This window comes from Rhizobium freirei PRF 81 (assembly GCF_000359745.1).
GTDB classification, from domain to species: Bacteria; Pseudomonadota; Alphaproteobacteria; order Rhizobiales; family Rhizobiaceae; genus Rhizobium; species Rhizobium freirei.
Genome location: NZ_AQHN01000032.1, coordinates 49,134 through 75,192, shown reverse-complemented (window position 1 = coordinate 75,192; position 26,059 = coordinate 49,134). Strand labels below are relative to the sequence as shown.

The following is a 26,059-nucleotide window of genomic DNA, read 5'->3' as shown; positions in this document are numbered from 1 at the left end:
CGTTGCCACGGGACCGGCATGTTCATTGCCGGCCATCGCGGACCAGTACGAGATGCTGCGCAGTGCAGCTCTCGGCGAAGTTCTGCCGCTCAAGGCCCGTAGCGGCCTCATGCTTTTTCTGCGCCGCGGCATGTGGGGATGGGCCCGTGCACTGCCTGCGGCGGCAAGCCCTGATCAAGACCCGTTTTACCTGTCATTGGCCACCCGACCGGCGCGCGACGACCTCAGCGCCGTCGTTCATGTCCTGGCGACCATCGCCATGAGCATCCACCAACGGAGAGCACCATGAACATGAATGTACACCTCAAAGTCCAGTCCCATCACCGTGAACGCAGCGCCTACCTCTACATCCGCCAATCTTCGATGCGGCAAGTCATCGACAATACCGAGAGCGCCATGCGGCAATATGCGCTTCGCGGGCGCGCTATCGCACTTGGTTGGCGCGAGGAGCAAATTATCGTCATCGATAACGATCAGGGTGAATCCGGCGCATCGGCGGTCTGGCGCGAGGGATTTCAGCGGCTGGTCAGCGATGTCGGCATGGGGCATGCCGGGATCGTCATGGGTCTGGAGGTCTCCCGGCTGGCGCGCAACAATGCCGACTGGCAGCGTCTACTGGAGATCTGCGCCCTTGCTGACACCCTGATCCTCGACGAGGACGGTGTCTATGACCCGGCAAGTTTCAACGACCGCCTCCTGCTCGGCCTCAAGGGAACAATGAGTGAGGCCGAACTGCATGTGATCAAGGCAAGGCTGCGCGGCGGTATTCTCAACAAGGCACGGCGCGGCGAGTTCCGTTGCCCCCTGCCAACCGGACTGGTCTATGACCATTCCGGCAATGTGGCTCTCGATCCGGACATGCAAATTAGAGAGACGATTGCTCATTTCTTTGAGACGTTCTCTCGCGTCGGATCCGCCTCCCAGACCGTCAAGGCCTTTCGTCAGGAAGGTATTCTCTTTCCCTCCCGCCTGCACGATAGCCAGACTGTTTTTCGGCCACTGACGCCTTCGACGGCGATGCGCGTGCTGCATAATCCACGTTACGCCGGAGCCTATGCCTATGGTCGCCGTCGCTATCGACGAACCATCGATGGCAAAAAGCTCGTCCGTGAACAAGGTACCGACGATTGGACGGCGTGTATTCCAGATGCCCATCCCGGCTATATCAGCTGGGAGCAGCACCAAGAGAACCTGAGGATTCTAAAGTCGAACATCTGCCATAAATGGAACGCCGGTGTCGCATCGCCTCCGCGGGAAGGACCGGCGCTGCTGCAGGGACGGGCCGTGTGTGGGCAATGCGGCAGGCATTTTCACATGCGCTACGCTGCCCGACGCGGTCGACAGGAAGCCTGGTACGTTTGTGACCGCGCCCGTAGCAATCGCGGAGAACACGTGTGCCAGGCGATCGCTGCTCCTCCCGTCGACGAAGCCATCGGCATGTTGATCGCGGATCAGATGACGCCGGCAGCCGTCGAACTGGCAATTGAAGTCCGCAAAGAAATCGAAGCGCGACATGAAGAGGCGGACCGGCTGCGCTGTCGCGCAATCGAGCGCGCCCAAACCGAGGCCGATCTCGCCCAGCGCCGTTTCATGCTCGTCGATCCCAATAACCGCCTTGTCGCCGACACGCTCGAAGGGGAATGGAACGAGAAGCTCCGCATCTTGGCTAATGCCCGCGAAGAGCGCGAGCGCGCCCAGGAGCACGATCAATTCATCCTCAATAAGGCCGTCCAAGAGCGGTTGGTCACAATGACGGCGGACTTCAAAAAGCTCTGGACCAATTCAGAGACCCCGAACCGCGAACGAAAGCGCTTGCTTGCCCACATCATTGAGGATGTCACCCTCCTCAAACTACCGAAGAGAGGCACAACCAAGGCTCATATTCGCTTCAAAGGCGGCAAAACCCAGACACTCGTCACCATCAGCCCAAAATCGCCCAGCCAGCAGGTCAAGACGAGCCCCGACGTCATCCAACTGATCGATAAACTCCTCGACGATCATATTTTTTCCGAGATCGCCGACATTCTCAACAATCAGGGATACCGTCCGGGCTCGGTGACGCGCCGTGACCAGCGCAACGCCCGCTTCACAACCAAACGCGTCACCTATCTTGTTCGCGAATACAAGCTGAGATCACGCTATGACCGGCTCCGGGATCGTGGGATGTTGACAAAGAAGGAGGCGGCTGCACACCTCAATATCCATGAGCATACCCTCGCCAGATGGGCTGAACATGGCCTCGTCACCAGCCATGCCTACAACGGACACTATTACCTGTACGAGCTTCCGAAGAGCGATTTACCGCAAAAGCAATGCAGTCGATGGAACCAACTCGTCGATCGCCTCGCCGCCCATAAGGAAAATGCCAGACACGCCAAAACCTTCAACTGAATCCGAAAGAGAGATGCAGTATGAATGCAGATCGTTGTAGGTTAGCACCATTCCGGTGCCATCCCACACCAGGATCTTCAGGCGATCGCCGCGCTTCGACCGGAAGATCACCGTCACCCCGGAATGCGGATCGAGCTTCAATTCGGTCTGCACCATCAGAGCCAGCGCCTGATGCCCACAGCGGAAGTCAACCGGCCGCGTTGCAATCAGGATCGGCAGGCGTTGGCCCGCGACGATCATGCCGTCCCTCGCATGGCTCGCACCAGAGCCGCCACACGTTCAACCGGCACATCGCCGGGAACCCGCATCACAACGTCCGGGCCGATCTCCAATGTCAAGACCGACGAAACCGTCGCCGGCAGCGGCGGCGCCAAAACACTCACAGCCTCGCTCGGCTCTGCCGCAATCGCCAAAGGCACAAATGCAGGCTCGGCATCGCCGCTCTCCGACTGGCCCGACATAGTCTCAAAAGGCAACGCCAGAATGCCCTCGCGCACTTGCCGGCGCCACAAGGAAAGCTGGTGCGCAACAACGTCATGACGGCGCGCGACATCAACAACACGAACGCCAGGCTCAAGGCTTTCCGCCACGATCCGCGCCTTCACATCGTCCGGCCAACGCCGGTTTCCGCGGCGCGGCTCGACAACTTCGTAACGCCCAACAAATCCATCATCTGCCATGCAAATCTCCAGATAGTCCTGGAAACCTTCTCGCACACCCGGCAAGCCTCAAAATATAGCCAATTCAATGGGGCGGAGACGGCGCTTACGCCGCAATCATAAAAATACGAAAGTTGATTCAATTTGAGAGGGCCATTGCCGATTACATCCGGATTGATGACATTGCCGACATAGCCGATCCAATCATTATATTGAGAGCCGGCGCGGCCGATGAGGAAACCACCAAGCGATATATTCGCCACAGGTAGATCGGCGCCGATCGTGCTACTATCGTCCGTATAATCGAACCGTAGAGTCGTCGTCGTCTTCAGGAGGCCATATTCAGTCTCCGTTGCCGCATTGACATAGATTTCGCTTCGCGTCAGCCAGGTGGTGCCGCTGGGTTCAACTGGGGCGTAAGGATTGTATGACGATGCCTGCGTGCGGACCATACCCCCGACTTGCATGCAGGTTTCAGATCCAGGGATATAGAAATAGCCCTTGCCGTAGGCATCGCAGATGCGGACAAGTTCAGCCGGTTCCGGCTCGACGGCGACGACTTGATCGATAGCGCATACGGAAGGCGCGACTGAAAGTGTTGCAATCCCGCCGAGAAGAATGGGTCTGATATTCACTGAAGCTCCGATGTTTGGGTCAAAGAGAAATTCATCGCCCGCGCTAAACGCGTGCTCAACAATCGTCCTGGAAAGCGAATTTTATGCATGAGATTTGGGATCAGGGATTCATTCCCATCCCTGAGCAAGCAAGGACTATCGTTACGTTTTCAAGAGAAGCAATTCGTCCTGAATATTCCTTGGTGACAAGACCAGATCTCTCCATTACGTCCGGAAATCTGATGGCAGGAGGTAGGCGGCGGCAGAGAGCATTTTGCTGACATTTTCGACATTTCCGCTCAGTTGACTTTGATCGTGAAGCGTTCGCAAATGGCTCGAAGCAATATGCATGCCGCAGGAAAAACCCTTTGTTTTGCAGTAACTTTCTTAAAGCAGCTCTCCGGCAAGTCCGCCATTGTCGCATGTCAGACAGACCTGAGCGACATCGGCGCATGATGTTTGCAGGTAGCAGCTTTTGAAACACGGGTGGATCGTCGATCAACCGTCTGCTTATCGCTTGCAGGTCTAAAGCCTCAGTTCACGCCGTGACTCCAACTGTATCGAATGAGCGGGTGATTTCCAGCGCACGTTCGGGGCATGATCGAGCACCCCGGGATGCGCGAAATTCGTTCCCTGCAGCAACGTCGATATTGCCGGGCAGGATATAACCATCCTCATCCAACTTGAAGATCTCCGGCGCTTGGAACCAGCATCGCGCGTGTCCCTGGCATTTGGCAGTGTGGACGATGATGTGCATGCCGCACCTCCGAAGCTGCATAGCGGCGCTCGAGTTATGACCATTCCAGGACCAGATTTTCGATCCCGAACACATGGCCGCCATGGGTTATGGGGGCCGTACCTTCTTTGATACGGAAATGAGGAATATGAGACAGCCATTCCTCCAAGCCGATGATGATCTCCCGCCGGGCAAGGTGCGAACCAAGACAACGATGGGGACCTGCGGCGAACGCGGTGTGGCAGTTGTCCTCGCGTGCCAGGTCAATCACGTTGGGATCCTCGAACTCCGCCGGATCACGATTGGCAATCATCGTAGCGCAGCAAACATAATCCCCTTTGCGAATCGGCGCGCCTTCGAAATCGATATCTTTCGTTGCCACACGAATCATCTGTACGGTCGAATATGCCCGCAACAATTCTTCGGTTGCGAGCACGATCCGTTCCGGTTCACTGCGCAACAAATTTTGGTCTTTTGGATTGCGTGCCAGATGGGCCAAGTCAAAGCCGATCGCGGCTGCGACCGTATCGAGCCCCGCGACGAACAATAGTACGCCGATGCCACGGACTTCGTTTTCGGCCAGCAGGCGGCTATCGATCTGTGCCTGCACGACGAAGGTCATGAAGTCGCCTGCAGGCTCTTTCCGGCGCAAGGCCGCAAGTTCATCGATAAACTCCAGAATAGACCGAGCGGCTGCCGATCGTTGGACCTTATCTCCGTGGAGCAAGGCCTTCGCCCAGCCGACAAATACGTCGAGCCGCTCGTTCGGTAATCCCAAAAACTGAAGAAAGACGCCAACTGTGAATGGAATGGCAAAATCTTTCATCACCTCGCAGCTTTTACCCGACACGGAGATCTTTTCGACAATGGTGATCGCTTGCGCACGGATAGACGCTTCCAGCGCCATCACTCGTTTTGGCGAGAACAGGGGGTTAAGCAGGGAGCGAAAGATGCCGTGGGCCGGTGGATCAAGCTCGAGTGGGATCAACGGCCAGTCGTCACCGAGCGCAGAGGCGAAAATGCTGCGATTGCTGGAAAAAGTATCAGGGTCCTGCAGCACTTTGCGTTGGTCTTTGGCCCGGGTTCTGAGCCACGTGCCACGACCATCACGCGTATTGTGGAGTGAATAAAACACTGGTGGTCCGGCGTGAACACGAGCGGCGGCTCCATGAGGATCTCCATTGGAGACGCGTTGCATGCCGGGTGACGTGAACAAGCTGAAGTCGCTCACCATTTCGCGCGGAACATGATCTGGAATTGGGTCACCCACGAATTGATTTCTCCTGAACGGCGGCTGGCTGCATTAGCCCGTCATGTTCTTTGACGGCTGAAGTCCCATTGCCGCTCTTCATCTGCCGATCGAAAAGCCAAGAGGGCGAGTGGCGATACTCGGCAACTCCGGCTATTGACCGTCGCGATCTGGTTGTCCGGTCGATCGCGACCCGACATCCCCCGATTATGAGGCCACTCAAGGTGCCGGCAGCGCTGATCGCCTCGCAGAGAGAGTTCAAAATTCATGCCAGTTCCCTTTGGTCGGCCGAAAAGCGATCTTCCCGTTGCTCTTCGGCTATTTGATCCCGAGCAAGCTGAAAAAGCTTGTGTCGAGGAGCTAACAAAAACCGGTGAAACGCGATCGCGCTCGCGCAAGCAACTTGGCGTAGAGGTCGACGAGCAAACACGCGACATTACGGTGTCGCGCTTCCGACAATGCCGGACACGGTCAAAGGCGCATGAGTAGCACTTCATTGTTTTAAAACGATGTTCTGCCTTGGCCTGAATAATGCCTGAACCGCCGCCGACTTGCTGGAGGAGGAAAATCCGACAGTCGGCCCCACACAAAAAGGTGGGTAGCTGCAAAGACACCGCCATACGTATGGCACAGAAAGCCGCCGCCACGATCCGTGCGCTCAATGCGACGGGCAAAAGAATTTTTTGCGCAAAAGTTTCGCCTGTCGCCAATCCATCGCCACCCACAGAGGAGAGCAATTGTGAGCTTTCTTGAAACGAGTTTGAAGCTGTTTCAACAAAAATATGCGCCAGACTTAGGTCCAGAACAATACGCTCACCACACTGGATGTGATCGGGACGGCAATTCGATGAGCGGCTCGCTGTTGTGGGCAAGGGCTGAAACCCAGAGGATGAACAATGCGTTGGATACCGGGACAACCAATATGGTCGACGCCGAGATCAAGTTGGCACGAGACCTTCAGCAGAGAGTAAAAGAGTATGTCCGATGGCCTCAGGGCAAGCGATCTCAAAAAGGGGTGTCAATTCTCGACTTTGGCCCCGGAACAGTGCGAGCATTTCAGCAGAAGACCCTTCCCCTTGCAACGGAGTTGCGCGGAAAAACCTCACGTTGCGTACTGGTTGATCGCTCGAACGAGTTCCTCTCGGATATAGAGCGATCGCCACCATCGTTCGACCTGAAGATCGAGTTCATACGAGATGACATTTTTTCCGGGCGGCGCTTTTTTTCCGATGAGGAAACGGCATTGGTCGTCATGTTCGGGCGGACTTTTGGGAATCTTGCCGCTTCCATAAGTGAGGCTCCTCCGGTTGCGGCGGTTGTCCAGGCGTTGAGGAGGATATCGAACAGCGCTGAGAAGTGCTGGCTTGCGATCTCAATAGGCTCGGATCTGAGGTGGAATGTCGCAAAAGCCTACTACGAAGCGCATCCAGAATTTCAGCTAAACGTATTTTATCGAATGAAGGCAGAATTACCCGTCGACGATAACTTTGATCCAGGAGTGTTTGAGTATGAGGCGGATATAAGAGGTGATGACAGCTTCATGCAGGTGATCCACACCGCGACGGTGAATAGAAATTTGTCGTTTCGACTCAAAGGAAAAAGCATCGAACTTAAAAATGGTGATCGGCTGCATTTGAAGAACTCATTTTCTTTTTCGGAAGAGTTTTTCAGAGAATGCGCGAACCTGGCAGGGCTTGTGTCGGTTGATGTGCTTTCAGATGCCGCCGGCTCAGACATTCACGTGCTGGAAAAGGCGACCTAAGAACAAGTCCTGCCGCCGCTGCCGGCGAAGAGCCAATCCTTCGCATGCTATTGGCAATAACCAGCCATTCCACCCATGTCTGGCAACGATTTGTCGTGCCCTTTCGGCCAAAGCGCGAGGGAATATCGGGCATAACGGATTGGGCAACATTCGCGGCCGAGACGCTCGGCCCCGAACTCGATGTCCCGGCGAGGAGGTCGGCAGCAGTCCCTCGCGCTCGTCAGGCGGTTAACGGGTCAAGATCACTTGGCCTTGTCCGATATGCGACAATCGATCGATATGCAACGCCGGGCGGTTTGATCGATTATGTTGAACAAGAAAACATTTTTTCCTTTGGCACGCATATTGCTGCGAAGCATTTGCAGACGCGTCACGGTCCGACGGTACCGCATGGAGATGTCGAAATGTTAGCGCCAAATTATCTGCCGGGACCTATGCCCGGTCATCCGAGAGCAGAAGGCTCCAGATCCCGAAGAAGGAACAGGCCATGTTCGCCGAGGAATATCGAACGGTGGCCACGCAGACGCATCAGGTTGTACCTGGGTGGTCGCGACGAACGCACGAGCAAACCCTCATCGTCGTCATAACCTCTAATCTGACGGCGCCTCAATAGGCGGCTTTTTGTTCGCGGCGATCAATGCCGACCGGTCCGGCGCGTTTTGAATTGATATTTGCCGAATTGCTGCAGAATCTCCCCAAACGCCCGTCGTGGAACCCTCGAACTTGGACAGCAATCGCATCCAGGCGCGAGGCCTTGGACGATTGGTCCAGATCCTTCAACCGCAGGAACCTAATCCATGGCTCACTTTGAAGACATCGACCAGTTTCGTCAGCGTATCGCCGAAGCACTCCCTTCGGCCAATATCCCAACCTTGTTGCTCCTGCTTTATCAGTTCACAGGACGAGAATATTGGCTAGGTCCGCGGTTTATTCCTGCCAAGAGCGGCTGGGACGACAACGACTCCGGTGGTCTGGCAATCGAATTGCAGGCGGAGATTCGCGATGCAGCACTGAGCGCCATCATGGCTTGGCGCCAAGGCGTTCCCATCGCAAGGGCAGACTTATCGGCAGAAGAATTGATCCGCATGCTCTCCATGTCAGAAGCTGAGCCTATTCCGCCGGAATATGCTGACATGATGATCCACAAGCTGCGGAGGTATTCAGGCGCGGTTCCTGATCCGGTGTGTTTGCCGGACAACTTCCGCATACTTGTCATCGGAGCCGGCATGTCCGGCATCGCGGCCGCAGTTCGGCTGCGACAACTGGGCGTTTCTTACATCCAGATTGAAAAGCAGGACCGCACAGGCGGGGTCTGGCATTCACATCGCTATCCTGGCTGCGGGGTCGACACGCCCGGACATCTATACTCCTTCACGTTTGCCAGCGGCGACTGGAGTAAGTTCTTCCCGTTGCAGCAGGAAATTGATGAATATCTCAACCGGGTCGCCTGCGACTTCGGTATTGAAAGCTCAATCCGCTACGGCACGGAATGCCTGTTTTCTCGTTATGATGAGGAAAGCCGGACTTGGCATTCTCGATTGCGCTTGCCAGACGGGCGGGAAGAAACCCTTGTAACCAATGTGGTCATTTCAGCCGTGGGCGGATTTACCACGCCAAAATGGCCAAACATTCCCGGGCTGCGTGACTTCGACGGACCGTTGGTGCACACCTCCAATTGGGATCCCGGGGTTACGCTCGACGGCAAACGCGTGGCTGTGATCGGAAACGGAGCATCGGCAATGCAGATTGTCCCGGCCATCGCCGATCGGGTGAGCGCCCTGACAATCTTCCAACGATCGCGCCAATGGGCGGCACCCTTTCCAAAATTTCTTATGTCGGTTCCCGAGTCGATGCAGTTCTTGCTCCGCGCGGTACCACATTACGAATGGCTTTATAGGCTCCGGCTGAGTTGGATTTTTGATACTCAAGTGCACGAATCCCTGCAGAAGGATCCGGCATGGCCGCATCCCGATCGCTCTGTGAATGCGCTGAACGACGGCCACCGCGAGACGTGTACACGATATATCGAAGAACAGCTCGCCGGGCGGCCCGAGCTACTGGCGAAGGTCATTCCCCCCTACCCGCCGTTCGGCAAGCGAATGCTCCTGGACAATGGCTGGTACAGAACCCTTCTGAAGCCGCAGGTCAGTCTGGTGGACAGCGCTGCTGCACAGGTCGAAGGCAAGTCGATCCGAGCGATAAATGGCGACAGCCATGAGGCAGATGTTCTCATCGTCGCCTCGGGCTACGATATCACACGCTTCTTGCTTCCAGTTCAGATATTCGGACGCGATGGCGTGACAGTACGTGAGGCTTGGGACGATGACGACTGTCAGGCGTATCTTGGTAGCGTCATGCCGGGTTTCCCGAACTTCTTCATGCTCTACGGCCCCAATACAGCCCTCGGTCATCGCGGGAACTTCATCTTCACGATCGAAAGCCAGCTGGACTACGTGCTGAGCGTTCTGCGCCAGATGGGAGAAAAGAAGTTATCCGAGGTGGAATGCCGGCAAGACGTTTATCAACACTACAACCGGACGATCCAGGAAATGCACCAGAAGATGATCTGGAGCCATCCCGGCATGTCCACTTATTTCCGCAACGCCCGGGGGCGAATCGTAACAAACAGCCCTTGGCGCCTTATCGACTATTGGAACCTAACGAAGGAGGCAGACCTCAGTGACTACCACATCATGGGGAACGTCGGCTACCAGTCAAAGGCCTCGGCTGAAGCGGTTTGAAAAGCGGTCGCCACTCAGGGGTCGAGTTGAGATCGAGGATTAAAATCGCTCACTGAATAAAAAGGCCTCAGGGGTGGGAAGGTGGAGGAGCAGGATGGCCGCGACCGAAACGTTTTACGATGTTATCCGTCGCCAGGGCATAACCCGGCGCAGTTTCATGAAGTTCTGCAGCCTCACGGCGGCCTGCCTCGGCCTTGGCTCCGATACGGCCGCAGCGATGGCCGAGGCACTTGAAACCAAAGAGCGTGTGCCGGTGATCTGGATGCATGGGCTCGAATGCACCTGCTGCTCGGAAAGCTTCATCCGCTCCGCCTATCCGCTGGCCAAGGATGTAGTCCTGTCGATGATTTCACTCGATTACGACGATACAATCATGGCGGCGGCCGGCTACCAGGCCGAGGCGATCCTCAAAGAGACCAAGGAGAAGCACAAGGGCAAGTACATTCTTGCCGTCGAAGGCAATCCGCCGCTCAACGAAGGCGGGATGTTCTGCATCGATGGCGGGCGACCCTTCGTCGAGAAACTCAAATGGATGGCCGAAGGCGCCCTGGCTGTCATCGCCTGGGGAACCTGTGCCTCTTCGGGCTGCGTTCAGGCCGCAACGCCCAACCCCACCGAGGCGACGCCGATCGACAAAGTGATCCGCGACAAGCCGATCATCAAAGTGCCTGGCTGTCCGCCGATCGCAGAGGTGATGACCGGCGTCGTCACCTTCATCACCACGTTCGGCAAGCTCCCCGAACTCGATCATCAGGGTCGGCCTAAGATGTTTTATTCGCAGCGCATCCACGACAAGTGCTATCGGCGCGCTCATTTCGACGCCGGCCAGTTCGTCGAGGAGTGGGACGACGAAGGCGCGCGCAAGGGCTACTGCCTCTACAAGATGGGCTGCAAAGGCCCGACCACCTATAACGCCTGCTCGACCGTTCGCTGGAATGGCGGCGTCTCTTTCCCGATCCAGTCGGGTCATGGCTGCATCGGCTGCTCGGAACAAAATTTCTGGGACGCAGGAAGCTTTTACTCCCGACTGACCGAGGTCAGCCCATTCGGCGTGGAAGCCACTGCAGACCAGGTGGGCATGACCGCAGCTGGTGTTGTCGGTGGGGCGATTGCTGCCCATGCTGCAATCAGCGCCGTCAAGCAGGTCACCGCCAAGCGCGGGAAAACCGGTCCTAAAAACGGCAATGGACAGGAAAGATCACGATGACCATCCAAACGCCAGATGGCTTCACGCTCGACAATTCCGGCAAGCGTCTTGTGGTCGATCCTGTAACCCGCATCGAAGGCCACATGCGGGTCGAGGTCAATGTCGACGAGGACAATATCATCCGCAATGCCGTTTCCACCGGCACAATGTGGCGAGGCATTGAAGTCATCCTCAAAAATCGCGATCCACGCGATGCCTGGGCTTTCACGGAACGGATCTGCGGCGTCTGCACCGGAACCCATGCGCTCACATCGGTGCGGGCGGTTGAAAATGCGCTCGGCATAACCATTCCGGAAAACGCCAATTCGATCCGCAATCTCATGCAGCTGGCATTGCAGGTTCATGACCACGTCGTGCATTTCTATCACCTGCATGCGCTCGACTGGGTGGATGTCATATCTGCCCTCACGGCCGATGTGAAGGCCACCTCGGCGCTTGCCCAATCGGTGTCCGATTGGCCATTGTCTTCGCCGGGCTACTTCAAAGACATCCAGACACGGCTGAGAAAGTTCGTCCAATCCGGCCAGCTTGGTCCATTCAAGAACGGCTACTGGGGCAATCTATCCTATAAGCTGCCGCCTGAAGCGAACCTGATGGCCGTAGCACACTATCTCGAAGCCCTCGATTTCCAGAGGGAGATCGTCAAGATCCACACGATCTTCGGCGGGAAAAATCCGCATCCGAATTGGCTGGTCGGCGGAGTGCCCTGTCCGATCAACCTCGACGGCACGGGAGCCGTCGGCGCGATTACAATGGAACGGTTAAACCAAATTTCGTCGGTGATCGACCAGCTGATCGAGTTCAACGAGAAGGTATACCTACCGGACATCATGGCGATCGGTTCCTTCTACAAGGATTGGCTGTTCGGCGGCGGGTTGTCGGGCAAGAACGTGCTTGCCTATGGCGACGTGCCGGAACACGCAAATGACTACACGGAGGCGAGCCTGAAGCTTCCGCGCGGTGCGATCATTAATGGCAATTTCAACGAAGTCCTGCCAGTCGACCATTCCGATCCAGAGCAGATCCAGGAATTCGTCAGTCACTCCTGGTACGAATATCCGGACGAGGCCAAGGGCTTGCATCCCTGGGACGGTGTCACCGTGCCGCATTACGAGCTTGGGCCGAATGCCAAGGGCACCAAGACCAACATTCAAGAGCTGGACGAAGGCGGAAAATATTCTTGGATCAAGGCGCCGCGCTGGCGCGGCCACGCCATGGAAGTCGGCCCGCTTTCCCGTTGGGTCTTGGGCTACGCCCAGGGCAAGGCAGAATTCAAGGATCCCGTCGACAAGGTCCTGAAGGACCTCGGCCTGCCGACCGCGGCGTTATTTTCGACACTAGGGCGTACCGCCGCTCGCGCGCTCGAATCCGTCTGGGCAGGCCGGCAGATGCGCTATTTCCACAACAAGCTGGTCGCCAATATCAAGGCCGGCGACAGCGCCACCGCCTTCATCGACAAATGGAAGCCGGAGACTTGGCCTTGCGAGGTCAAGGGCGTCGGCTTCACCGAGGCCCCGCGCGGCGCCCTCGCACACTGGATCAAGATCAAGGGGGGCAAGATCGACAATTATCAATGTGTGGTGCCGACCACCTGGAACGGTAGTCCGCGCGATCCGCACGGCAATATCGGCGCGTTCGAGGCCTCACTGATTGACACGCCTATGTCGGATCCGTCGCAGCCGCTCGAAATCCTCCGAACCCTCCATTCCTTCGATCCGTGCCTTGCATGCTCCACCCATATCATGAGCCCGGACGGACAGGAAATGGCCAAGGTCCAAGTCAGATGAGGAGGACGATCATGAGCATCTCTGCTATCTCAAACGCCGATGACGAACGCGCCAGCGAGCGCGAAAACGTGTATGCCTACGAGGCGCCCGTTCGCCTCTGGCACTGGATAAACGCTTTCTCCATCCTGGCGCTGGCGCTGACGGGTTATTTCATCGGCAGCCCATTGGCGGCGGCACCCGGCGAGGCGAGCGCCAATTTCCTGATGGGCTATATCCGTTTTGTCCATTTCGCCGCCGGGCAGATCCTGGCCGTGGCCCTGATCCTCAGAATCTACTGGGTCTTCGTCGGCAACGTGCATGCACGCCAAATCTTCTACGTTCCCTTCTGGAGCGGACGGTTCTGGAGCGAATGGCTGCACGAGGTGCGCGTTTACACATTCCTTACTGGACGCGCGTTGAAATATGCTGGCCACAATCCGCTGTCGCAATTCGTCATGTTCGTGACGTTCACGCTGCCGCTGACATTCATGGTGATCACCGGATTTGCGCTCTATGGCGAAAGCGTCGGCCACGACAGCTGGGCATACAGGCTGTTTGGTCGGGTATTCTTCATCTGGCCGAACAGCCAGTCCGTTCATACCCTTCATCATCTGGGAATGTGGGTGATCCTGATCTTCGTGATGATCCATATCTATATCGCGGTACGCGAGGACATCGTCAGCCGCCAGAGCATCGTTTCGTCGATGATTTCGGGCGAGCGGCTGTCCAAGCACAACGAGGACTAGGATGGACGAAGCGAACTCTCGCAAACCGAACGTTTTGGTGCTCGGCATTGGCAATATTCTCTGGGCGGACGAGGGTTTTGGCGTCCGCGCTGTCGAAGCCTTCCACCAGGCCTATGCGGTGCCGACCAACGTCACCGTGCTCGACGGCGGCACCCAGGGCCTTTATCTCGTGCAATATGTCACCGAAGCCGATCATCTGATTGTATTCGACGCGGTCGACTTCGGTCTCGCGCCCGGCACGCTGAAGATCGTCGAGAATGACGACGTGCCGAAATTCACCGGCGCCAAAAAGATGAGCCTGCACCAGACAGGCTTCCAGGAAGTTCTGAGCGCTGCCGACCTTCTCGATCGCTATCCCGCAAGACTCGCACTGATCGGCTGCCAACCGGTGGACCTCGATAGCTGGGGCGGACCGGTGACTGAGCCCGTCAAATCCGTAATCCCGGCCGCCGTAATGGTAGCCGCCGGCATCCTGGAGCGATGGGGCGTCGCCATCAGTTCGCGCCGCACCGCCGCGCCCGCTCTCCTCGCCAACGACATCGATTTTGCACATTACGAGCGGCGAGCGGACCGGGCGAATTGAGTGGTTCAGGGGGGTTCCGATGCAACCGAGGCAGTCGTCGGTTGCGTTCCTGTTCGCCGGCTGCATCCAAAACCCAAGGACCCGCGCGAGAACCCTTCCGGTTCCCAATATCATGAACCCAGGCAGATCGAGGGGCTGATTGTGTGCATAGGAATTCCGATGCAGGTGACTGGTGGCGAATTTACAGCGGAGTGCGAGCGCCACGGATCGGTTTTTGCGATTTCGATGGTGCTGGTCGGCCCGCAACCGGTTGGGACGTACGTTCTTACTCATCTAGGATCTGCGATCCGGGTGCTCGATGCCGACGAAGCACACAAGATCGACGATGCGTTGGCCGGTCTTGCTGAAGCGGTCGAAGGACGGTCATTCGAAACGCTATTTGCCGATCTTATCTCCCGCGAGCCGGAATTACCGTTGCATTTGCGGGAAAACTGGCAGTTCGTATTTCTCAACTGAACGCAATCTCCTCTTCCTTGTCGGCCACATGTTCATGTGGACTGTCCAAGGGCAGCCGGAGACGGACGAGATCGATCCTGCTGGCTGCGGGCGGATTGCTGAATATTGCGAAGCGTAACGCGCTGCCTCAGCATCGGGGCCGCGTGTGCGCATCCGCATAAGACCGCGACCGGAATTTTCCTTCAGATCAATACGACCCATCTTTCTCAGCAACTGGTACGCCGCTTGCAGATCCCAAGTGCGAGAATGAATTACACGCTGATTTGGAGCAGACAATGCCAGCCTACCCAGTTGGCTCCCTAAACGGCCGAAGCTGCCGAGCCGCAATGCTCATATCCGACATTGCTGCAACGCTTGCGGTGCAAAAAGCCGGCCAGCCGGGGCAGCTATTCGACATTTTCGAATTCGACGACGATGACAAGAAATTGGTCACGCAGACGCTCGGCAAGGGCGAGGTTTGCGGGGTAGCGGCGCTGCCCTCCGGGGTCCTGGCGCAGTTCAAGGAAGCGGTTATGGCCGGCGTCTGGCATATGCGCTTTACCGACCCCGCCGGCGACCTCATTGCGGAATATATCGAGGTCGGCCCGATTCCTATGACGGTGCGGAGGGCCTGCACGGCGCTGCCGGCCTTGGTCTCACATGGACCTGCGCCGCCTGGCGCTATGAACGTCATGCCGGTGCTGACCGAGATCGGTGACCGCATTGTCCAGTACCGGGATGGCGATCCTGCGCACGCTATCATTTTGTCGTTGTTTCCGATGAGCATCGAGGATGTGAATTTCCTGCAGGTCACGCTCGGAGCCGGTCCCGTACAACTGACATCACGCGGCTACCGCACCTGTCGCGTGACGGCAGCAGGGGCCCGAAACGTTTGGTCCGTACAGTTTTACGACAACATGGATGAGATCGTCCTCGACATGCTGCAAATCGTCGACATCCCATCCCTCGCCCTCGCGACTGAAGAGGATTTCCGCGACTCCGCCGCGCGCCTGCGTGATGTCGAGGAGGCTTATTTCAAATGATCAGCTTCGAGAATCTCGTCACGCATGTGACCGTTTCGGATAAGGATAGGGTGAAAGGCGGCACATGCTGGACGTCTATGCGCCCGCGAAAGGCGCTTCGGAAACGAGCTTGCTGGCATTCGGCGGGCGAACGACCGCATCGTCGCGACGCCACGGTTCATGATTTTGGCTGCTGTAGGCACGACTCGGAATGTGCGGGCAGGCGTGATCGAATTCATCGCCGGCAAAAATCCGAGACGACTGGCGGTTTTGATTCCTGCTTGCTGTTTTTCATGGCCTTTGAGTTTGAAACGATGGGGACGGTGTTGAAGGCGATGCGCGCATTTTTCAACATCGTTGCGCTCGCGCCGCCATCCCATCCAACCGCCAGCCCCATGCGCCGTGATCTGCGTTGGAGGGTTTTCCGAGCGCTTCGGGAGCTTGTTGCATGACCTATCTCCTTAGCGCCGGCTCGATCCGGATCGATGTGACGGTGTCGCAAGCGCTTGCCTGTTTCGTGGACGTGAGGGTCAACCGCCCGCAAGAATTGGCACGCATGTTCATTGGCCATCGACCGGAAGAGGCGCCCATGCTTGTCGGATGGGTTTTTTCGCTCTGTGGCTATTCGCAATCGGTGGCGGCGCGCCTTGCCATCCTGAATGCAGCCGGCCTACCGATGCCCATCGAGGAGCAGCTCGCGGCGGTGGCCGGATTGCTTGCCGAACGGATATTCGAAACTTTGAGGGCGCTGATTTTGCACTGGCCCTCATCAATATCGTTACGTCTGGTGGCTGACGCGGGCCAATATCTGCGCGGCGCCCTGGCCGCGTCGCAGGCAATCATCGGCCAATCGCGAGAGAAAAAAGTGAACCATAGTGCCCTGGCTGCCAACGCGCGGCGGCTTGCCGATGCAGCAGAGGGGCTCGGCATCTCGAAAGACGACGGATTGTCGCCGGATGGCACGGCTTGCGCGGCGATTTTTCGAGATATCAAGGACGACCGAACTTTTTCAGGCCGGCGCCCTGATCCGCTGAGTGCCGCCGATGATGCCGAAGTTATTGCCCATCTTTGCAAAGATGCGCACTACTGCGCCTTGCCGCATCTTGCCGGTCGGGTCGTCGAAACCGGTGCTTATGCCCGGCATTGCGACACCAGCAGGCCAGACGATCCGCACCTTAGGCAACGCTTCATGGCACGCATAGGCGACGTTGGCCTTTGCTTGAAGCAACTCGCGCATCTTGCCAAGGGCCAGAATGATCCTTCCGAACTGATGGCCGGTGGTTCGGTGCCCGGCGACGGCGGCTTTGGCGTGGTGGAATGTGGGCGTGGCAGACTTTATCATCAGGCCGAGATCGACGCGAACGGGAAACTTTGCGCCTACCGGATACTGGCCCCGACCGAATGGAATTTTCATCCGGCCGGTCCATTTGTCAAAACCCTACTGTCATCGCGGATCGGTGCTCATGAATCAGCAGCCCGGTCAGTTTATCGCCTCGCGGCTCTGTTCGATCCCTGCGTCGAGTTCAAGCTTAACGTTCGCGATGCCGCGCATGCATGAAATGTCGTTGATGGAGAGTGTGATCGCCATCGTCTGCGAGATGGCGCAGCTAAATGGTGCGAGCGCAGTCAAATCGATCCGCCTCGATGTCGGTGTCTTGAGCCATATCAATCCGGATTCGCTCCTGTTCTGCTACGAAGCTGTGCGGCGTGGGACGATTGCCGAACATGCCGCACTCGAAATCAACCGCATCGCCGGCGAGGGCTGGTGCCTCGATTGTGGGAAGACGGTGCCCCTCGATGAGCGATTTGGCGCCTGCCCGGATTGTGGGCGGTATCAGGTGCAGGCGACGGCGGGCGATGAATTGAGGATCAAGGACATGGAGGTGATCTGATGTGCACGGTATGCGGCTGCGAGATGGCAACATTGGAAGATGGCAAGAGCAAGACAGGCGCGCAAGGCGACCATGATCATCATCGCGGTCACCTGCACGATCATGGACATCCTCATGATCGTCACTACGCGGAACACGGTGCGCTCCAACATCATCAACGGATTGCCGGCGTGCATGTCCCGGGCATGAACCCGGAGCGCATCGTCCAGATCGAAAAGGACATCCTGTCCAAAAACAATGCCTATGCTGCCGAAAACCGGGCTCGGTTCGTTCGTGACAGCATCTTTGCGCTGAATTTCGTTTCAAGCCCCGGGTCGGGAAAGACCAGCTTTCTGGTGCGCGCCATTCACGACCTCAAGGACCGAATGTCGATCAGCGTGATTGAAGGCGACCAGGAGACCTCCAACGATGCCGCACGCATCCGCAAGACCGGTGTTTCCGCAATCCAGATCAACACCGGCAAGGGCTGTCACCTCGACGCCCACATGGTCGGCCACGCGGTCGAGGACCTGGCGCCCGAGCCCGGTTCAGTCTTGTTCATCGAAAATGTCGGCAATCTTGTCTGTCCCTCCGCTTTCGATCTCGGCGAGGCCCATAAGGTCGTGGTGCTTTCGGTTACCGAGGGCGAGGACAAGCCGCTCAAATATCCCGACATGTTCGCGGCCGCCGACCTGATGATTCTCAACAAGTCCGACCTGCTACCGCATCTCGACTTCGATGTCGGGCGCTGCATCGCTAATGCGCTGCGCGTCAATCCACGCCTTCGCACTCTCACGGTTTCTGCGCGCAGCGGCGACGGCATGGAAGCGTTCTATTTCTGGCTGGAGGCTGAGGCGGCCCGGATCGCGAAAGCTTCGCAGGTAGTCTGACGATGGTGAGCACCTTGGCATCCATGGCGGAAGATCGTGTCCGGCGGTTGCGAGTGCGTGTGCGCGGTGCCGTGCAAGGGGTGGGATTCCGGCCGTTCGTCTATAGGCTTGCGAGAATGATGCAGCTTACCGGCTTCGTGCTCAACGACAGCGCCGGCGTGCTGATCGAGGTCGAGGGCACCGCTGTCGACTGCTTTGCGGAACGCGTCTGGAAGGAGGCGCCGCCGCTTGCCCGCGTCGATACCGTCGATAAGCTGGAACTGGAGCCGGCCGGCGACGAAACGTTCGAAATCCTCGAAAGCGTCGGCGGCCGTGGCGCCACGCGCATTGGCGCCGACGCTGCCACCTGCGTCGAATGCCGGCACGAACTGAATGATCCGGACAACCGCTTTTTCGGTTATCCTTTTGTCAACTGCACTCATTGTGGCCCGCGCTTCACCATCACCCGTGCGCTCCCCTATGATCGCGGCCGGACCTCGATGGCTGCGTTCCCGATGTGCAGCGCCTGCGGCGCAGACTATGCCAACCCCGAAAGCCGGCGGTTCCATAGTGAGCCCCTCGCCTGCCCGGCTTGCGGCCCACAGCTTAGCCATCCTATCGCGGAGGTCTCCGCGCGGCTCATGAATGGCCAGATCATTGCGATCAAGGGCGTCGGCGGCTTCCAGCTCTTCTGCGACGCACGCAATGATACGGCGATTGATCGTCTCCGACGACGCAAAATGCGCGACGAGAAGCCGTTCGCGATCATGGTGCCGGACATTGAGACAGCCCGAATACTTGCCAGGCCCTCGCGGGCGCAAGAGGATTTGCTCGCCTCGACCGCCGCCCCGATCGTCCTTATCGAGGCGCGTGATCACCTTTCCAAGCTCATCGCTCCCGGCCTCAGTCGGATCGGCCTGCTGCTCGCCCATGCGCCGGTGCACCACCTGTTGTTTGCCGCGTTTGCAGCAGAAGCGGCCGGCGCTCCCGCCGCTCTGATTGCGACCAGCGCCAATCCGGAGGGTGAACCGCTCGTATCAGATAATGACGATGCCATGCATCGGCTTCCCGGGGTTGCCGACCTGATCGTCACACATGACCGTGACATTGCCATTCGCGCTGACGATTCCGTCATGCAGGTAATTGACGGCGCGCCGAGCTTTCTGAGGCGCGCCCGGGGTTTTGTCCCGGAGCCGGTCGATCTTGGCGAGGACGGCCCATGCGTGATTGCCACCGGCGCGGACTTCAAAAACGCGATCTGCGTGACACGGGGCCGGGAAGCGTTCCTGTCGCAGCACATCGGCGGTCTCGACAATGTCAAAGCGATCAGATTCCAGCGGGAAGCCCTCGAGCATCTCTGCTCTATCCTTGATGTCAGGCCCGAATTTGCTGCCTGCGATCTGCATCCGGATTTTCGTTCAGCGCGGATCGCGGAACATTTGGATTTGCCGCTTCTGCCGGTGCAACATCACCTCGCCCATGTCGCGGCCGTGGCGGCGGAACATCATGCCGGCGGGCCGGTCCTCGGGCTTGCACTCGACGGCCACGGCTATGGCGTCGATGGCAGTAGTTGGGGAGGCGAAATGCTGGTCGTCAACGGTCCTCGCTGGCGACGGCTCTCTTCGCTTCTGCCCTTGCCGGCGCCAGGCGCCGGCCGGGTCGCGCGGGAGCCCTGGCGCATGGGAATTGCCGCTCTTCAGGCCGCCGGCCGGCGCGACCTTGCGGCCACGCTTTGGCCCGGACATCCTGGTGTCGCGCAACTTGATGCGATGTTTTCCCGCGGCTTGCAATCAGCCGATACGTCCAGCTTGGGGCGGCTATTCGATGCAGTGGCTGCGATAGCGGGCGTCCGCCTCGTCCAGAGCTACGAGGGGCAGGCAGCAATGGAACTCGAAGCACTCGTCGATGATCCCCAATGTCTTGCCGGGGGCTACAGTCTCGCCGATGGCCTGCTTGATTTCCGACCCCTCATCATCCATCTGGCGGAGCGGCAGCTTGGCCGCCGAAAGGCCGCAGACCTATTCCACGGCACGCTGATCAGCGGCCTCGCCGATTGGGCTTCCCTTGGTGCATCGCAGGCTGGCACGCGAGCGATCATGCTCGGCGGCGGCTGCATCACAAACCGCATTCTGGCCGAAGGTCTTTCCAGCGCCTTGCGCGACCATGGCCTCGAGCCCTACCTGCCGCACCAGATCCCGCCCAATGACGGGGGTATAGCGCTCGGTCAGGCCGCCTTTGCACGGCACGTCATCAAACACGACTGCGCCCAGAACTGGGAGCACCGGACATGTGCCTAGCCCTACCGGTCCAGGTGGTGGAATTGCTGCCAGACAATATGGCCAAGGTAACGCTGGACGGCGTCTTAAAGGTCATATCGATTGCACTCGTGGAGGATGTGACGCCCGGTGACTATCTCATCCTCCACGTCGGCTACGCGCTTGCAAAGATCGAAACTGAAGAAGCAGAAAGGACGCTTGCCTTGATCCGCGAAGCTGCCCTGGGAGGTCCGGCGTGAAATATATAGACGAATACCGCGATGCCAAGCTCGCCAAAGATATTGCTCGCCAAATCGCAGCGGCGGTAGATCCGGCGCGCAGCTATCATTTCATGGAATTCTGCGGCGGCCATACCCATGCAATTTCGCGCTATGGCCTTGAAGACCTGCTGCCGTCCAATGTGCAGATGATTCATGGACCGGGATGTCCAGTCTGTGTGCTGCCGATCGGCCGCATCGACGCAGCGATCGCGCTTGCCATGTGCCCAGAAATCACACTTTGCACCTATGGTGACTTGATGCGTGTACCATCCTCAAACGGCTCGAGTCTGCTCAAGGCCAGGGCGACCGGCGCCGATATTCGCATGGTCTATTCGACACTCGATTCGCTAAACATCTCCGAAGCCGAACCGAACAGGCAAGTCGTCTTCTTTGCCATCGGTTTCGAGACCACGACGCCGCCGACGGCGCTGTCGCTGCGGTTCGCGATCGCTAAGGACCTCGCAAACTTTTCGATCTTCTCAAACCACGTGCTAACACCGGCTGCGATCCAGACTATCCTTGAAAACTCCGATGCTCGCACGCTCGGCACTATCAAGATCGACGGATTGCTCGGCCCTGCACATGTCAGCACCGTCATTGGTACGCAGCCATTTGAAGTCCTTGCCGAAGAATATAACAAGCCGATCGTGGTGGCAGGCTTCGAGCCGCTCGATGTCATCTATTCAATCCTGATGCTCGTCCGCCAGGTCAATGAGGGCGTCCATAAAGTCGAGAACCAGTATATCCGAGCCGTGACCACCCTTGGCAACGAGAAGGCGAGGCGCGAGATCGCCAATGTCTTCGAATTGCGGGAAAGCTTCGAATGGCGGGGACTGGGCGCGATTCCCCAAAGTGGGCTTGGCCTCAGGCCTGGATATGCCAAATACGATGCCGAGAAACGTTTCGACGTCGTGACGCCGGCGGCAAAAGACAATCCGGCCTGCGAATGCGGCGCCATCCTGCGCGGTGTGAAGAAGCCGTCCGACTGTAAGCTGTTTGGTAAGGTTTGCACGCCCGATTCGCCGATGGGTTCCTGCATGGTGTCGTCGGAAGGCGCCTGCGCCGCGTATTGGCTCTACGGCCGTTTCGGCAGGCAGGGAAAGGCGGACGAAAGCAGCAGGACGATCGCATGACCACGAAAGCCAAAAGGTCGCGGCTCGACCTCAGGAACGGACGCATCGATCTCTCGCATGGGGCGGGGGGGTGCGCCACGGACCAGTTGGTCAAGGGCATTTTCCACAGGGCCTTCGACAATGACTGGCTCCGGGCTGGCAACGATCAGTCGGCATTTGCGGTTCCGGCAGGGTGCATGGTGATGACCACCGACAGCTATGTTGTCTCGCCGCTGTTCTTTCCGGGGGGCAATATTGGCTCGCTTGCGGTGCATGGGACGATTAACGACATTGCCATGGCCGGCGCATGCCCGCTCTATCTTTCGGCAGGTTTCATTATTGAAGAGGGGTTTCCGCTCGCAGATCTTAATCGAATTGCCGACGCCATGGGAGCGGCCTCCCGCGCGGCAGGTGTGCCAATCATCACTGGCGATACGAAAGTGGTTGAGCGCGGCAAAGCCGACGGCGTGTTCATATCCACCTCCGGCATCGGCATGATTCGAGCCGGTCTCGACCTACGCTCCGATGCCGCGCGGCCAGGCGATGCGGTCATCATCTCTGGTTCGATAGGCGATCACGGCGTCGCCGTGATGTCGAAGCGCGAGAACCTGGATTTCGATACGGACATCATATCGGATTGCGCTGCGCTGCACGGGTTAGTAGCGGCAATGGTCGAGGTCGCCGGATCGTCAATCAGGCTGATGCGAGATCCAACGCGCGGTGGACTTGCGGCGACACTCAACGAAATCGCCAATGCCTCAAATGTCGGCCTCCGCATCGACGAGGAGACCATTCCGATCAAACCGGAAGTAGCCGCGGCCTGCGAATTGCTCGGCCTCGACCCGCTCAACGTCGCCAACGAGGGCAAGCTCGTCGTATTGGTGGCGCCAGAGTTTGCGAATGCGCTGCTCGCCGTCATGCGCGCGCATCCGTTGGGTGCGCAGGCCGCATTGATCGGCCATGCCGAGGATGACGACCATTGCTTCGTCCAGATGGCGACGTCGTTTGGTGGCAGTCGCATTGTCGATTGGCTATGGGGCGAACAGTTGCCGCGGATCTGCTGAGCACGGCTGTGCATATCGCTTCACGCAAGACGGCGTGCCCGGAGCCAGCAACGAGCTTGGTGAGCAGCTTTAATGCGTACTTTCCATACGCACTCCCTCCTGTGGCCATGAAGAGATCTAAGTGCGGGCACACAAACATGATTGGTTCACAAGATCTCGCGCTGATCGCTGAATCGCGCGAGCATCTGTCGAATCTGCATATTTTCTTGACGAAGATATTTCATCAGCAAAGCCTTAAGCCGTCGATTCTCTTCTTCAAGTGCGATTAGCTCCTCGCCTGAGATATCGTCGTGGCTGGCGTTTGATTGGCCGCTTGTCATTTCGTCGGCATTATCGATATTCGCTTCACGTCGACGCTTTATGTTCTTTCGAGACCGGCTGGAAGAGCCCTCTTTCGGTTGTGAAACAGAGGCGAAGATCGCCCCATCGTCCTTCTGAGACGGGCACGTTTGTTCGGTTTCGAGAGAGGACGCCGCAATCCGTTTATCATCGCCGGTTTCAACCTCGTCGTTGAGATGAGTCTCTGGTATTGGATCCGACCACAGCTCGCTTTCTCGCTTCGGAACATCTGAGACGGTGTCAGGCTCGAAGAGATGTGGTGCGTCTGCCTCCGCCTCGCGCGCCAGCGTCTTGAGGTCGGTATCACCCCAGATAGAAGCTGGCTGGATCGTTGATCTGCGCCGGGCCGATTTGAGCTCGACAACGAATTTTCGCTGCTGTGTTTTCATGTATGTCCCATCTTTGAGATCGTAAGGAGGATTACGATCGGTCAAATCGCTCAAGCATCTTTTTAAGCTGATCATTCTGCAAAAGCAGCTTTTGAGCCAATTTAACCCTCAGTTGCGTGATTTCCTCGTCCAGGTTTGTCACCTCTTCGAAAAAGCCGTCCTCAGACGATGAGGATGTCTCATCTTGAGCATTGCTTGAGACAGCTGTGCTCTGCGCAGTGACGTCAATGTGAACTCCTTTCGCATGTGCCGGCTTTTTCGTCCGCGGTATGCCAGGGACCCGACTGCGCGTATTGCTTTCAAGCGGCACCGCGGAAGCTTCAGCGCTCGGCTGCCCGACCTCCGGAGGCGACAGTTCTTGAACCTCGTCACCTTCAACCGGTGCCGCACCTTCAATTTCGACCTCACCTTCGAATTCTTTTGAATCAGTCCTTATGATCTCAATAGATCGGCTTTCATCGGGCTCGGAGCTACTGGAGGGCTCTGGTGGGTTTAGCGCAAGCTGCGGTACGTCTTGAGTTTTGCTTTGGCTTGCGTCGGTATCGACACCATGCCCAATCGAACTTTCGGGTGCGGACTGTCGCCGCGACGTTAATCGAGCAAGGAATTTCCAGGGTAATTTCATAGTGCCTCAACCTCGACCAGTCCGTATCCATAGTGGCGCCGCAGCTTGACACCGGGCTCGGAAGGCGAGCCCGGCGAACGCATCTTCTGCCGAGAAGGATAGCTCAGGTCGATTTCGCCACCATCCCGCTGTTGATCGGCGATCAATCTAGCCCGAGCCGCTTGCGCAGATCGGCATTTTCGGCACGCAATTTCTCTGCCAAGAGGTTACGCAGCCTCTTATTCTCTTCTTCCAGCTGAAGAAGATCCGCCATCTCGTCCCTTGCCGAAATGGCCGTCGTACCTTTTTGCACGGACTGCTGTGCCGGCCTCTTGGCTGCAGTGTCCTTTATGGGTTCCTTGACGGAGATGTCGGCCACCTGCATTTCGACAGGCTGGGACTTTGTGTCTGCGGCTTGGTCGCTACGCTTCCTGCGACCTCGCGGCGCCTTCGCGGGTTTCCCAACCTGCGTAGTACCCGCTGCCTCGGCAGTTGCTTTCGGGCGTCGCGGAGCGCGCTGTTTTTTAGGCGCCGGCGTTTTTACCGGTATATTCGTGTCTGCCATCTCAGTGCTTGTGCCAGTATTATTCTCGTCAGCCATGAGTATCTCCCTCTGTCGGCAGGAGTTCTTTTCGGCTGAGTGAAAGACAGAGTCAACATTGGTGATTTTGTGGCCTACTTTTTGGACAGCACCTCTCAAAACTCGTGCCTAAAGGCGAGCGGCTGGCCTGCGGACTTTGGCAATGAAAAAATGCAGAGCTTGCGAGGTCGAACCGTCTGTCGAACGACGAGTTAGCGACCACATCTGCCAGGAAAGGGAGCTCCCCCTACCAGCTTCTGCGATCGCTCACGTCATTCAATGTTCGGATTTTCCTAAATCATTTGCAATAGATCGATGCTTCAGCTGGCACCCGATTCTTGACAGATATGTGCAAAGCCCGTTTGCACCGTCATGGAAATTGGCCCTTGGTTTGACCGACAAAGAGGATACGAAATGCGTGCACCATCAGGTTCTGTTCCCGGACTTTGCTCTGCCTCCGCCACCATGTTCGCTGTCGGAATGGCGTTCCTTGGCTATTGGGGAGTGTATGAGCCAGGCGGCTGGCATCGGTCCGATTTGATCGTCGTGTCTTGGCGCTAATCGGTTTTGCGGCGCTTGGCTCAGTTCCTTGGATCGTAACGACCCCTGTCGCGGAGGAAGGCCAGGAAAAGATCGTAGCCGCCAGGCGAGCGCTGTTGCTGGGCGTCGCATTGATCTGGTTGTCCGTTCTCGTGTCGTTTTTTTCTTAAGCCTCAGTCCGCACCAGACTGGGATTGCAGGGTCTGTGCAGTTCCTTGGCTGGATCGAGCACATCCAGTACGCA

General features: G+C 57.7%; 27 protein-coding genes and 1 pseudogene. 19 read left to right on the top strand and 9 right to left on the bottom strand.

Annotated features, from left to right (window positions below; all coding sequences use genetic code 11):
• The first annotated feature begins 25 nt into the window (after positions 1-25).
• Together RHSP_RS08350 and RHSP_RS08345 are read left to right on the top strand one after the other, a co-directional pair.
• On the top strand, positions 26-289 hold the full coding sequence (locus RHSP_RS08350) for a hypothetical protein (protein WP_037136419.1): 264 nt from the start codon (positions 26-28) through the stop codon (positions 287-289).
• Positions 286-2,391 carry a recombinase family protein gene (locus RHSP_RS08345; protein WP_240535394.1) on the top strand — a complete coding sequence of 702 codons (2,106 nt, stop codon included), beginning with the start codon at positions 286-288 and terminating at the stop codon, positions 2,389-2,391. Before RHSP_RS08350 ends, RHSP_RS08345 begins: the two co-directional genes overlap by 4 nt.
• Here the strand turns inward: RHSP_RS08345 and tnpB are convergent.
• The 5 genes from tnpB to RHSP_RS08325 form a co-directional block, all read right to left on the bottom strand.
• Entirely contained in the window at positions 2,299-2,631 is a 333-nt protein-coding gene (gene tnpB / locus RHSP_RS33470; RefSeq protein ID WP_081598427.1) for an IS66 family insertion sequence element accessory protein TnpB, read from the bottom strand. The genes RHSP_RS08345 and tnpB overlap by 93 nt on opposite strands.
• Positions 2,628-3,071, bottom strand: coding sequence for an IS66-like element accessory protein TnpA (tnpA, locus tag RHSP_RS33465; protein WP_015341991.1), 444 nt, complete (start codon positions 3,069-3,071; stop codon positions 2,628-2,630). The genes tnpB and tnpA overlap by 4 nt, the downstream gene beginning before the upstream one ends.
• Positions 2,993-3,685, bottom strand: a complete 693-nt coding sequence (locus RHSP_RS08335) for a porin (RefSeq protein WP_004112883.1) — start codon at positions 3,683-3,685, stop codon at positions 2,993-2,995. The genes tnpA and RHSP_RS08335 overlap by 79 nt, the downstream gene beginning before the upstream one ends.
• Positions 3,686-4,202: 517 nt before the next feature.
• Entirely contained in the window at positions 4,203-4,421 is a 219-nt protein-coding gene (locus RHSP_RS08330) for a ferredoxin (RefSeq protein ID WP_004112880.1), read from the bottom strand.
• Positions 4,422-4,455: 34 nt separating this feature from the next.
• Entirely contained in the window at positions 4,456-5,634 is a 1,179-nt protein-coding gene (locus RHSP_RS08325; RefSeq protein WP_051043313.1) for a cytochrome P450, read from the bottom strand.
• Positions 5,635-6,388: 754 nt separating this feature from the next.
• Between RHSP_RS08325 and RHSP_RS08320 the strand changes: the two genes are divergently transcribed.
• Positions 6,389-7,411 carry an L-histidine N(alpha)-methyltransferase gene (locus RHSP_RS08320; RefSeq protein ID WP_240535393.1) on the top strand — a complete coding sequence of 341 codons (1,023 nt, stop codon included), beginning with the start codon at positions 6,389-6,391 and terminating at the stop codon, positions 7,409-7,411.
• Between the two features lie 606 nt (positions 7,412-8,017).
• On the opposite strand, the gene RHSP_RS34565 is transcribed toward RHSP_RS08320, so the two are convergent.
• Entirely contained in the window at positions 8,018-8,191 is a 174-nt protein-coding gene (locus tag RHSP_RS34565; RefSeq protein WP_154660802.1) for a hypothetical protein, read from the bottom strand.
• Positions 8,192-8,208: 17 nt separating this feature from the next.
• Here RHSP_RS34565 and RHSP_RS08315 point away from each other — a divergent pair, with 17 nt between their 5' ends.
• The 15 genes from RHSP_RS08315 (at position 8,209) to hypE (ending at position 23,363) form a co-directional block, all read left to right on the top strand.
• On the top strand, positions 8,209-10,152 hold the full coding sequence (locus RHSP_RS08315) for a flavin-containing monooxygenase (protein ID WP_004112870.1): 1,944 nt from the start codon (positions 8,209-8,211) through the stop codon (positions 10,150-10,152).
• A 94-nt stretch (positions 10,153-10,246) separates the two neighbouring features.
• Positions 10,247-11,359 carry a hydrogenase small subunit gene (locus RHSP_RS08310; RefSeq protein ID WP_004112868.1) on the top strand — a complete coding sequence of 371 codons (1,113 nt, stop codon included), beginning with the start codon at positions 10,247-10,249 and terminating at the stop codon, positions 11,357-11,359.
• Positions 11,356-13,146 carry a nickel-dependent hydrogenase large subunit gene (locus tag RHSP_RS08305; protein ID WP_004112865.1) on the top strand — a complete coding sequence of 597 codons (1,791 nt, stop codon included), beginning with the start codon at positions 11,356-11,358 and terminating at the stop codon, positions 13,144-13,146. The genes RHSP_RS08310 and RHSP_RS08305 overlap by 4 nt, the downstream gene beginning before the upstream one ends.
• Entirely contained in the window at positions 13,143-13,871 is a 729-nt protein-coding gene (gene cybH, locus RHSP_RS08300) for a Ni/Fe-hydrogenase, b-type cytochrome subunit (RefSeq protein ID WP_004112862.1), read from the top strand. Before RHSP_RS08305 ends, cybH begins: the two co-directional genes overlap by 4 nt.
• A 1-nt stretch (position 13,872) precedes the next feature.
• Positions 13,873-14,454: a HyaD/HybD family hydrogenase maturation endopeptidase gene (locus tag RHSP_RS08295; RefSeq protein WP_004112860.1), complete on the top strand. Its 582-nt coding sequence runs from the start codon at positions 13,873-13,875 to the stop codon at positions 14,452-14,454.
• Between the two features lie 141 nt (positions 14,455-14,595).
• A complete protein-coding gene (hypC, locus tag RHSP_RS08290) occupies positions 14,596-14,910 on the top strand; it encodes a HypC/HybG/HupF family hydrogenase formation chaperone (RefSeq protein ID WP_004112857.1) in 315 nt (104 codons plus the stop codon).
• A gap of 326 nt (positions 14,911-15,236) precedes the next feature.
• The gene (locus tag RHSP_RS08285; RefSeq protein WP_004112855.1) at positions 15,237-15,932 is read left to right on the top strand and encodes a hydrogenase expression/formation protein; all 696 of its coding nucleotides are present in this window, start codon (positions 15,237-15,239) and stop codon (positions 15,930-15,932) included.
• Positions 15,929-16,363 (top strand): hypothetical protein, encoded by a 435-nt coding sequence (locus RHSP_RS34560; RefSeq protein WP_028754846.1) that lies wholly within the window; start codon positions 15,929-15,931, stop codon positions 16,361-16,363. The genes RHSP_RS08285 and RHSP_RS34560 overlap by 4 nt, the downstream gene beginning before the upstream one ends.
• Positions 16,364-16,404: 41 nt before the next feature.
• Positions 16,405-17,469 carry a hydrogenase assembly protein HupF gene (locus tag RHSP_RS08280; RefSeq protein WP_240535391.1) on the top strand — a complete coding sequence of 355 codons (1,065 nt, stop codon included), beginning with the start codon at positions 16,405-16,407 and terminating at the stop codon, positions 17,467-17,469.
• A complete protein-coding gene (gene hypA, locus RHSP_RS08275; RefSeq protein WP_004112848.1) occupies positions 17,462-17,803 on the top strand; it encodes a hydrogenase maturation nickel metallochaperone HypA in 342 nt (113 codons plus the stop codon). The genes RHSP_RS08280 and hypA overlap by 8 nt, the downstream gene beginning before the upstream one ends.
• Complete coding sequence (hypB, locus tag RHSP_RS08270; protein WP_004112846.1) at positions 17,803-18,672, top strand: hydrogenase nickel incorporation protein HypB; 870 nt, start codon at positions 17,803-17,805, stop codon at positions 18,670-18,672. The genes hypA and hypB overlap by 1 nt, the downstream gene beginning before the upstream one ends.
• A gap of 2 nt (positions 18,673-18,674) precedes the next feature.
• Complete coding sequence (gene hypF / locus RHSP_RS08265) at positions 18,675-20,948, top strand: carbamoyltransferase HypF (protein ID WP_004112843.1); 2,274 nt, start codon at positions 18,675-18,677, stop codon at positions 20,946-20,948.
• Positions 20,939-21,166, top strand: a complete 228-nt coding sequence (locus RHSP_RS08260) for a HypC/HybG/HupF family hydrogenase formation chaperone (protein WP_004112840.1) — start codon at positions 20,939-20,941, stop codon at positions 21,164-21,166. Before hypF ends, RHSP_RS08260 begins: the two co-directional genes overlap by 10 nt.
• Positions 21,163-22,320 carry a hydrogenase formation protein HypD gene (gene hypD / locus RHSP_RS08255; RefSeq protein ID WP_004112837.1) on the top strand — a complete coding sequence of 386 codons (1,158 nt, stop codon included), beginning with the start codon at positions 21,163-21,165 and terminating at the stop codon, positions 22,318-22,320. Before RHSP_RS08260 ends, hypD begins: the two co-directional genes overlap by 4 nt.
• A complete protein-coding gene (gene hypE / locus RHSP_RS08250; RefSeq protein ID WP_004112828.1) occupies positions 22,317-23,363 on the top strand; it encodes a hydrogenase expression/formation protein HypE in 1,047 nt (348 codons plus the stop codon). Before hypD ends, hypE begins: the two co-directional genes overlap by 4 nt.
• A 146-nt stretch (positions 23,364-23,509) precedes the next feature.
• Here the strand turns inward: hypE and RHSP_RS08245 are convergent, their stop codons facing one another.
• The 3 genes from RHSP_RS08245 to RHSP_RS08235 form a co-directional block, all read right to left on the bottom strand.
• Positions 23,510-24,091 (bottom strand): hypothetical protein, encoded by a 582-nt coding sequence (locus RHSP_RS08245; RefSeq protein ID WP_004112825.1) that lies wholly within the window; start codon positions 24,089-24,091, stop codon positions 23,510-23,512.
• Between the two features lie 31 nt (positions 24,092-24,122).
• On the bottom strand, positions 24,123-24,716 hold the full coding sequence (locus tag RHSP_RS08240) for a hypothetical protein (RefSeq protein WP_004112823.1): 594 nt from the start codon (positions 24,714-24,716) through the stop codon (positions 24,123-24,125).
• A 142-nt stretch (positions 24,717-24,858) separates the two neighbouring features.
• A complete protein-coding gene (locus RHSP_RS08235; protein ID WP_004112820.1) occupies positions 24,859-25,296 on the bottom strand; it encodes a hypothetical protein in 438 nt (145 codons plus the stop codon).
• 393 nt (positions 25,297-25,689) lie between these two features.
• On the opposite strand from RHSP_RS08235, the pseudogene RHSP_RS35510 reads away from it, so the two are divergent.
• Positions 25,690-25,985 (top strand): annotated as a pseudogene (locus RHSP_RS35510) (hypothetical protein).
• Positions 25,986-26,059 lie beyond the last annotated feature (74 nt).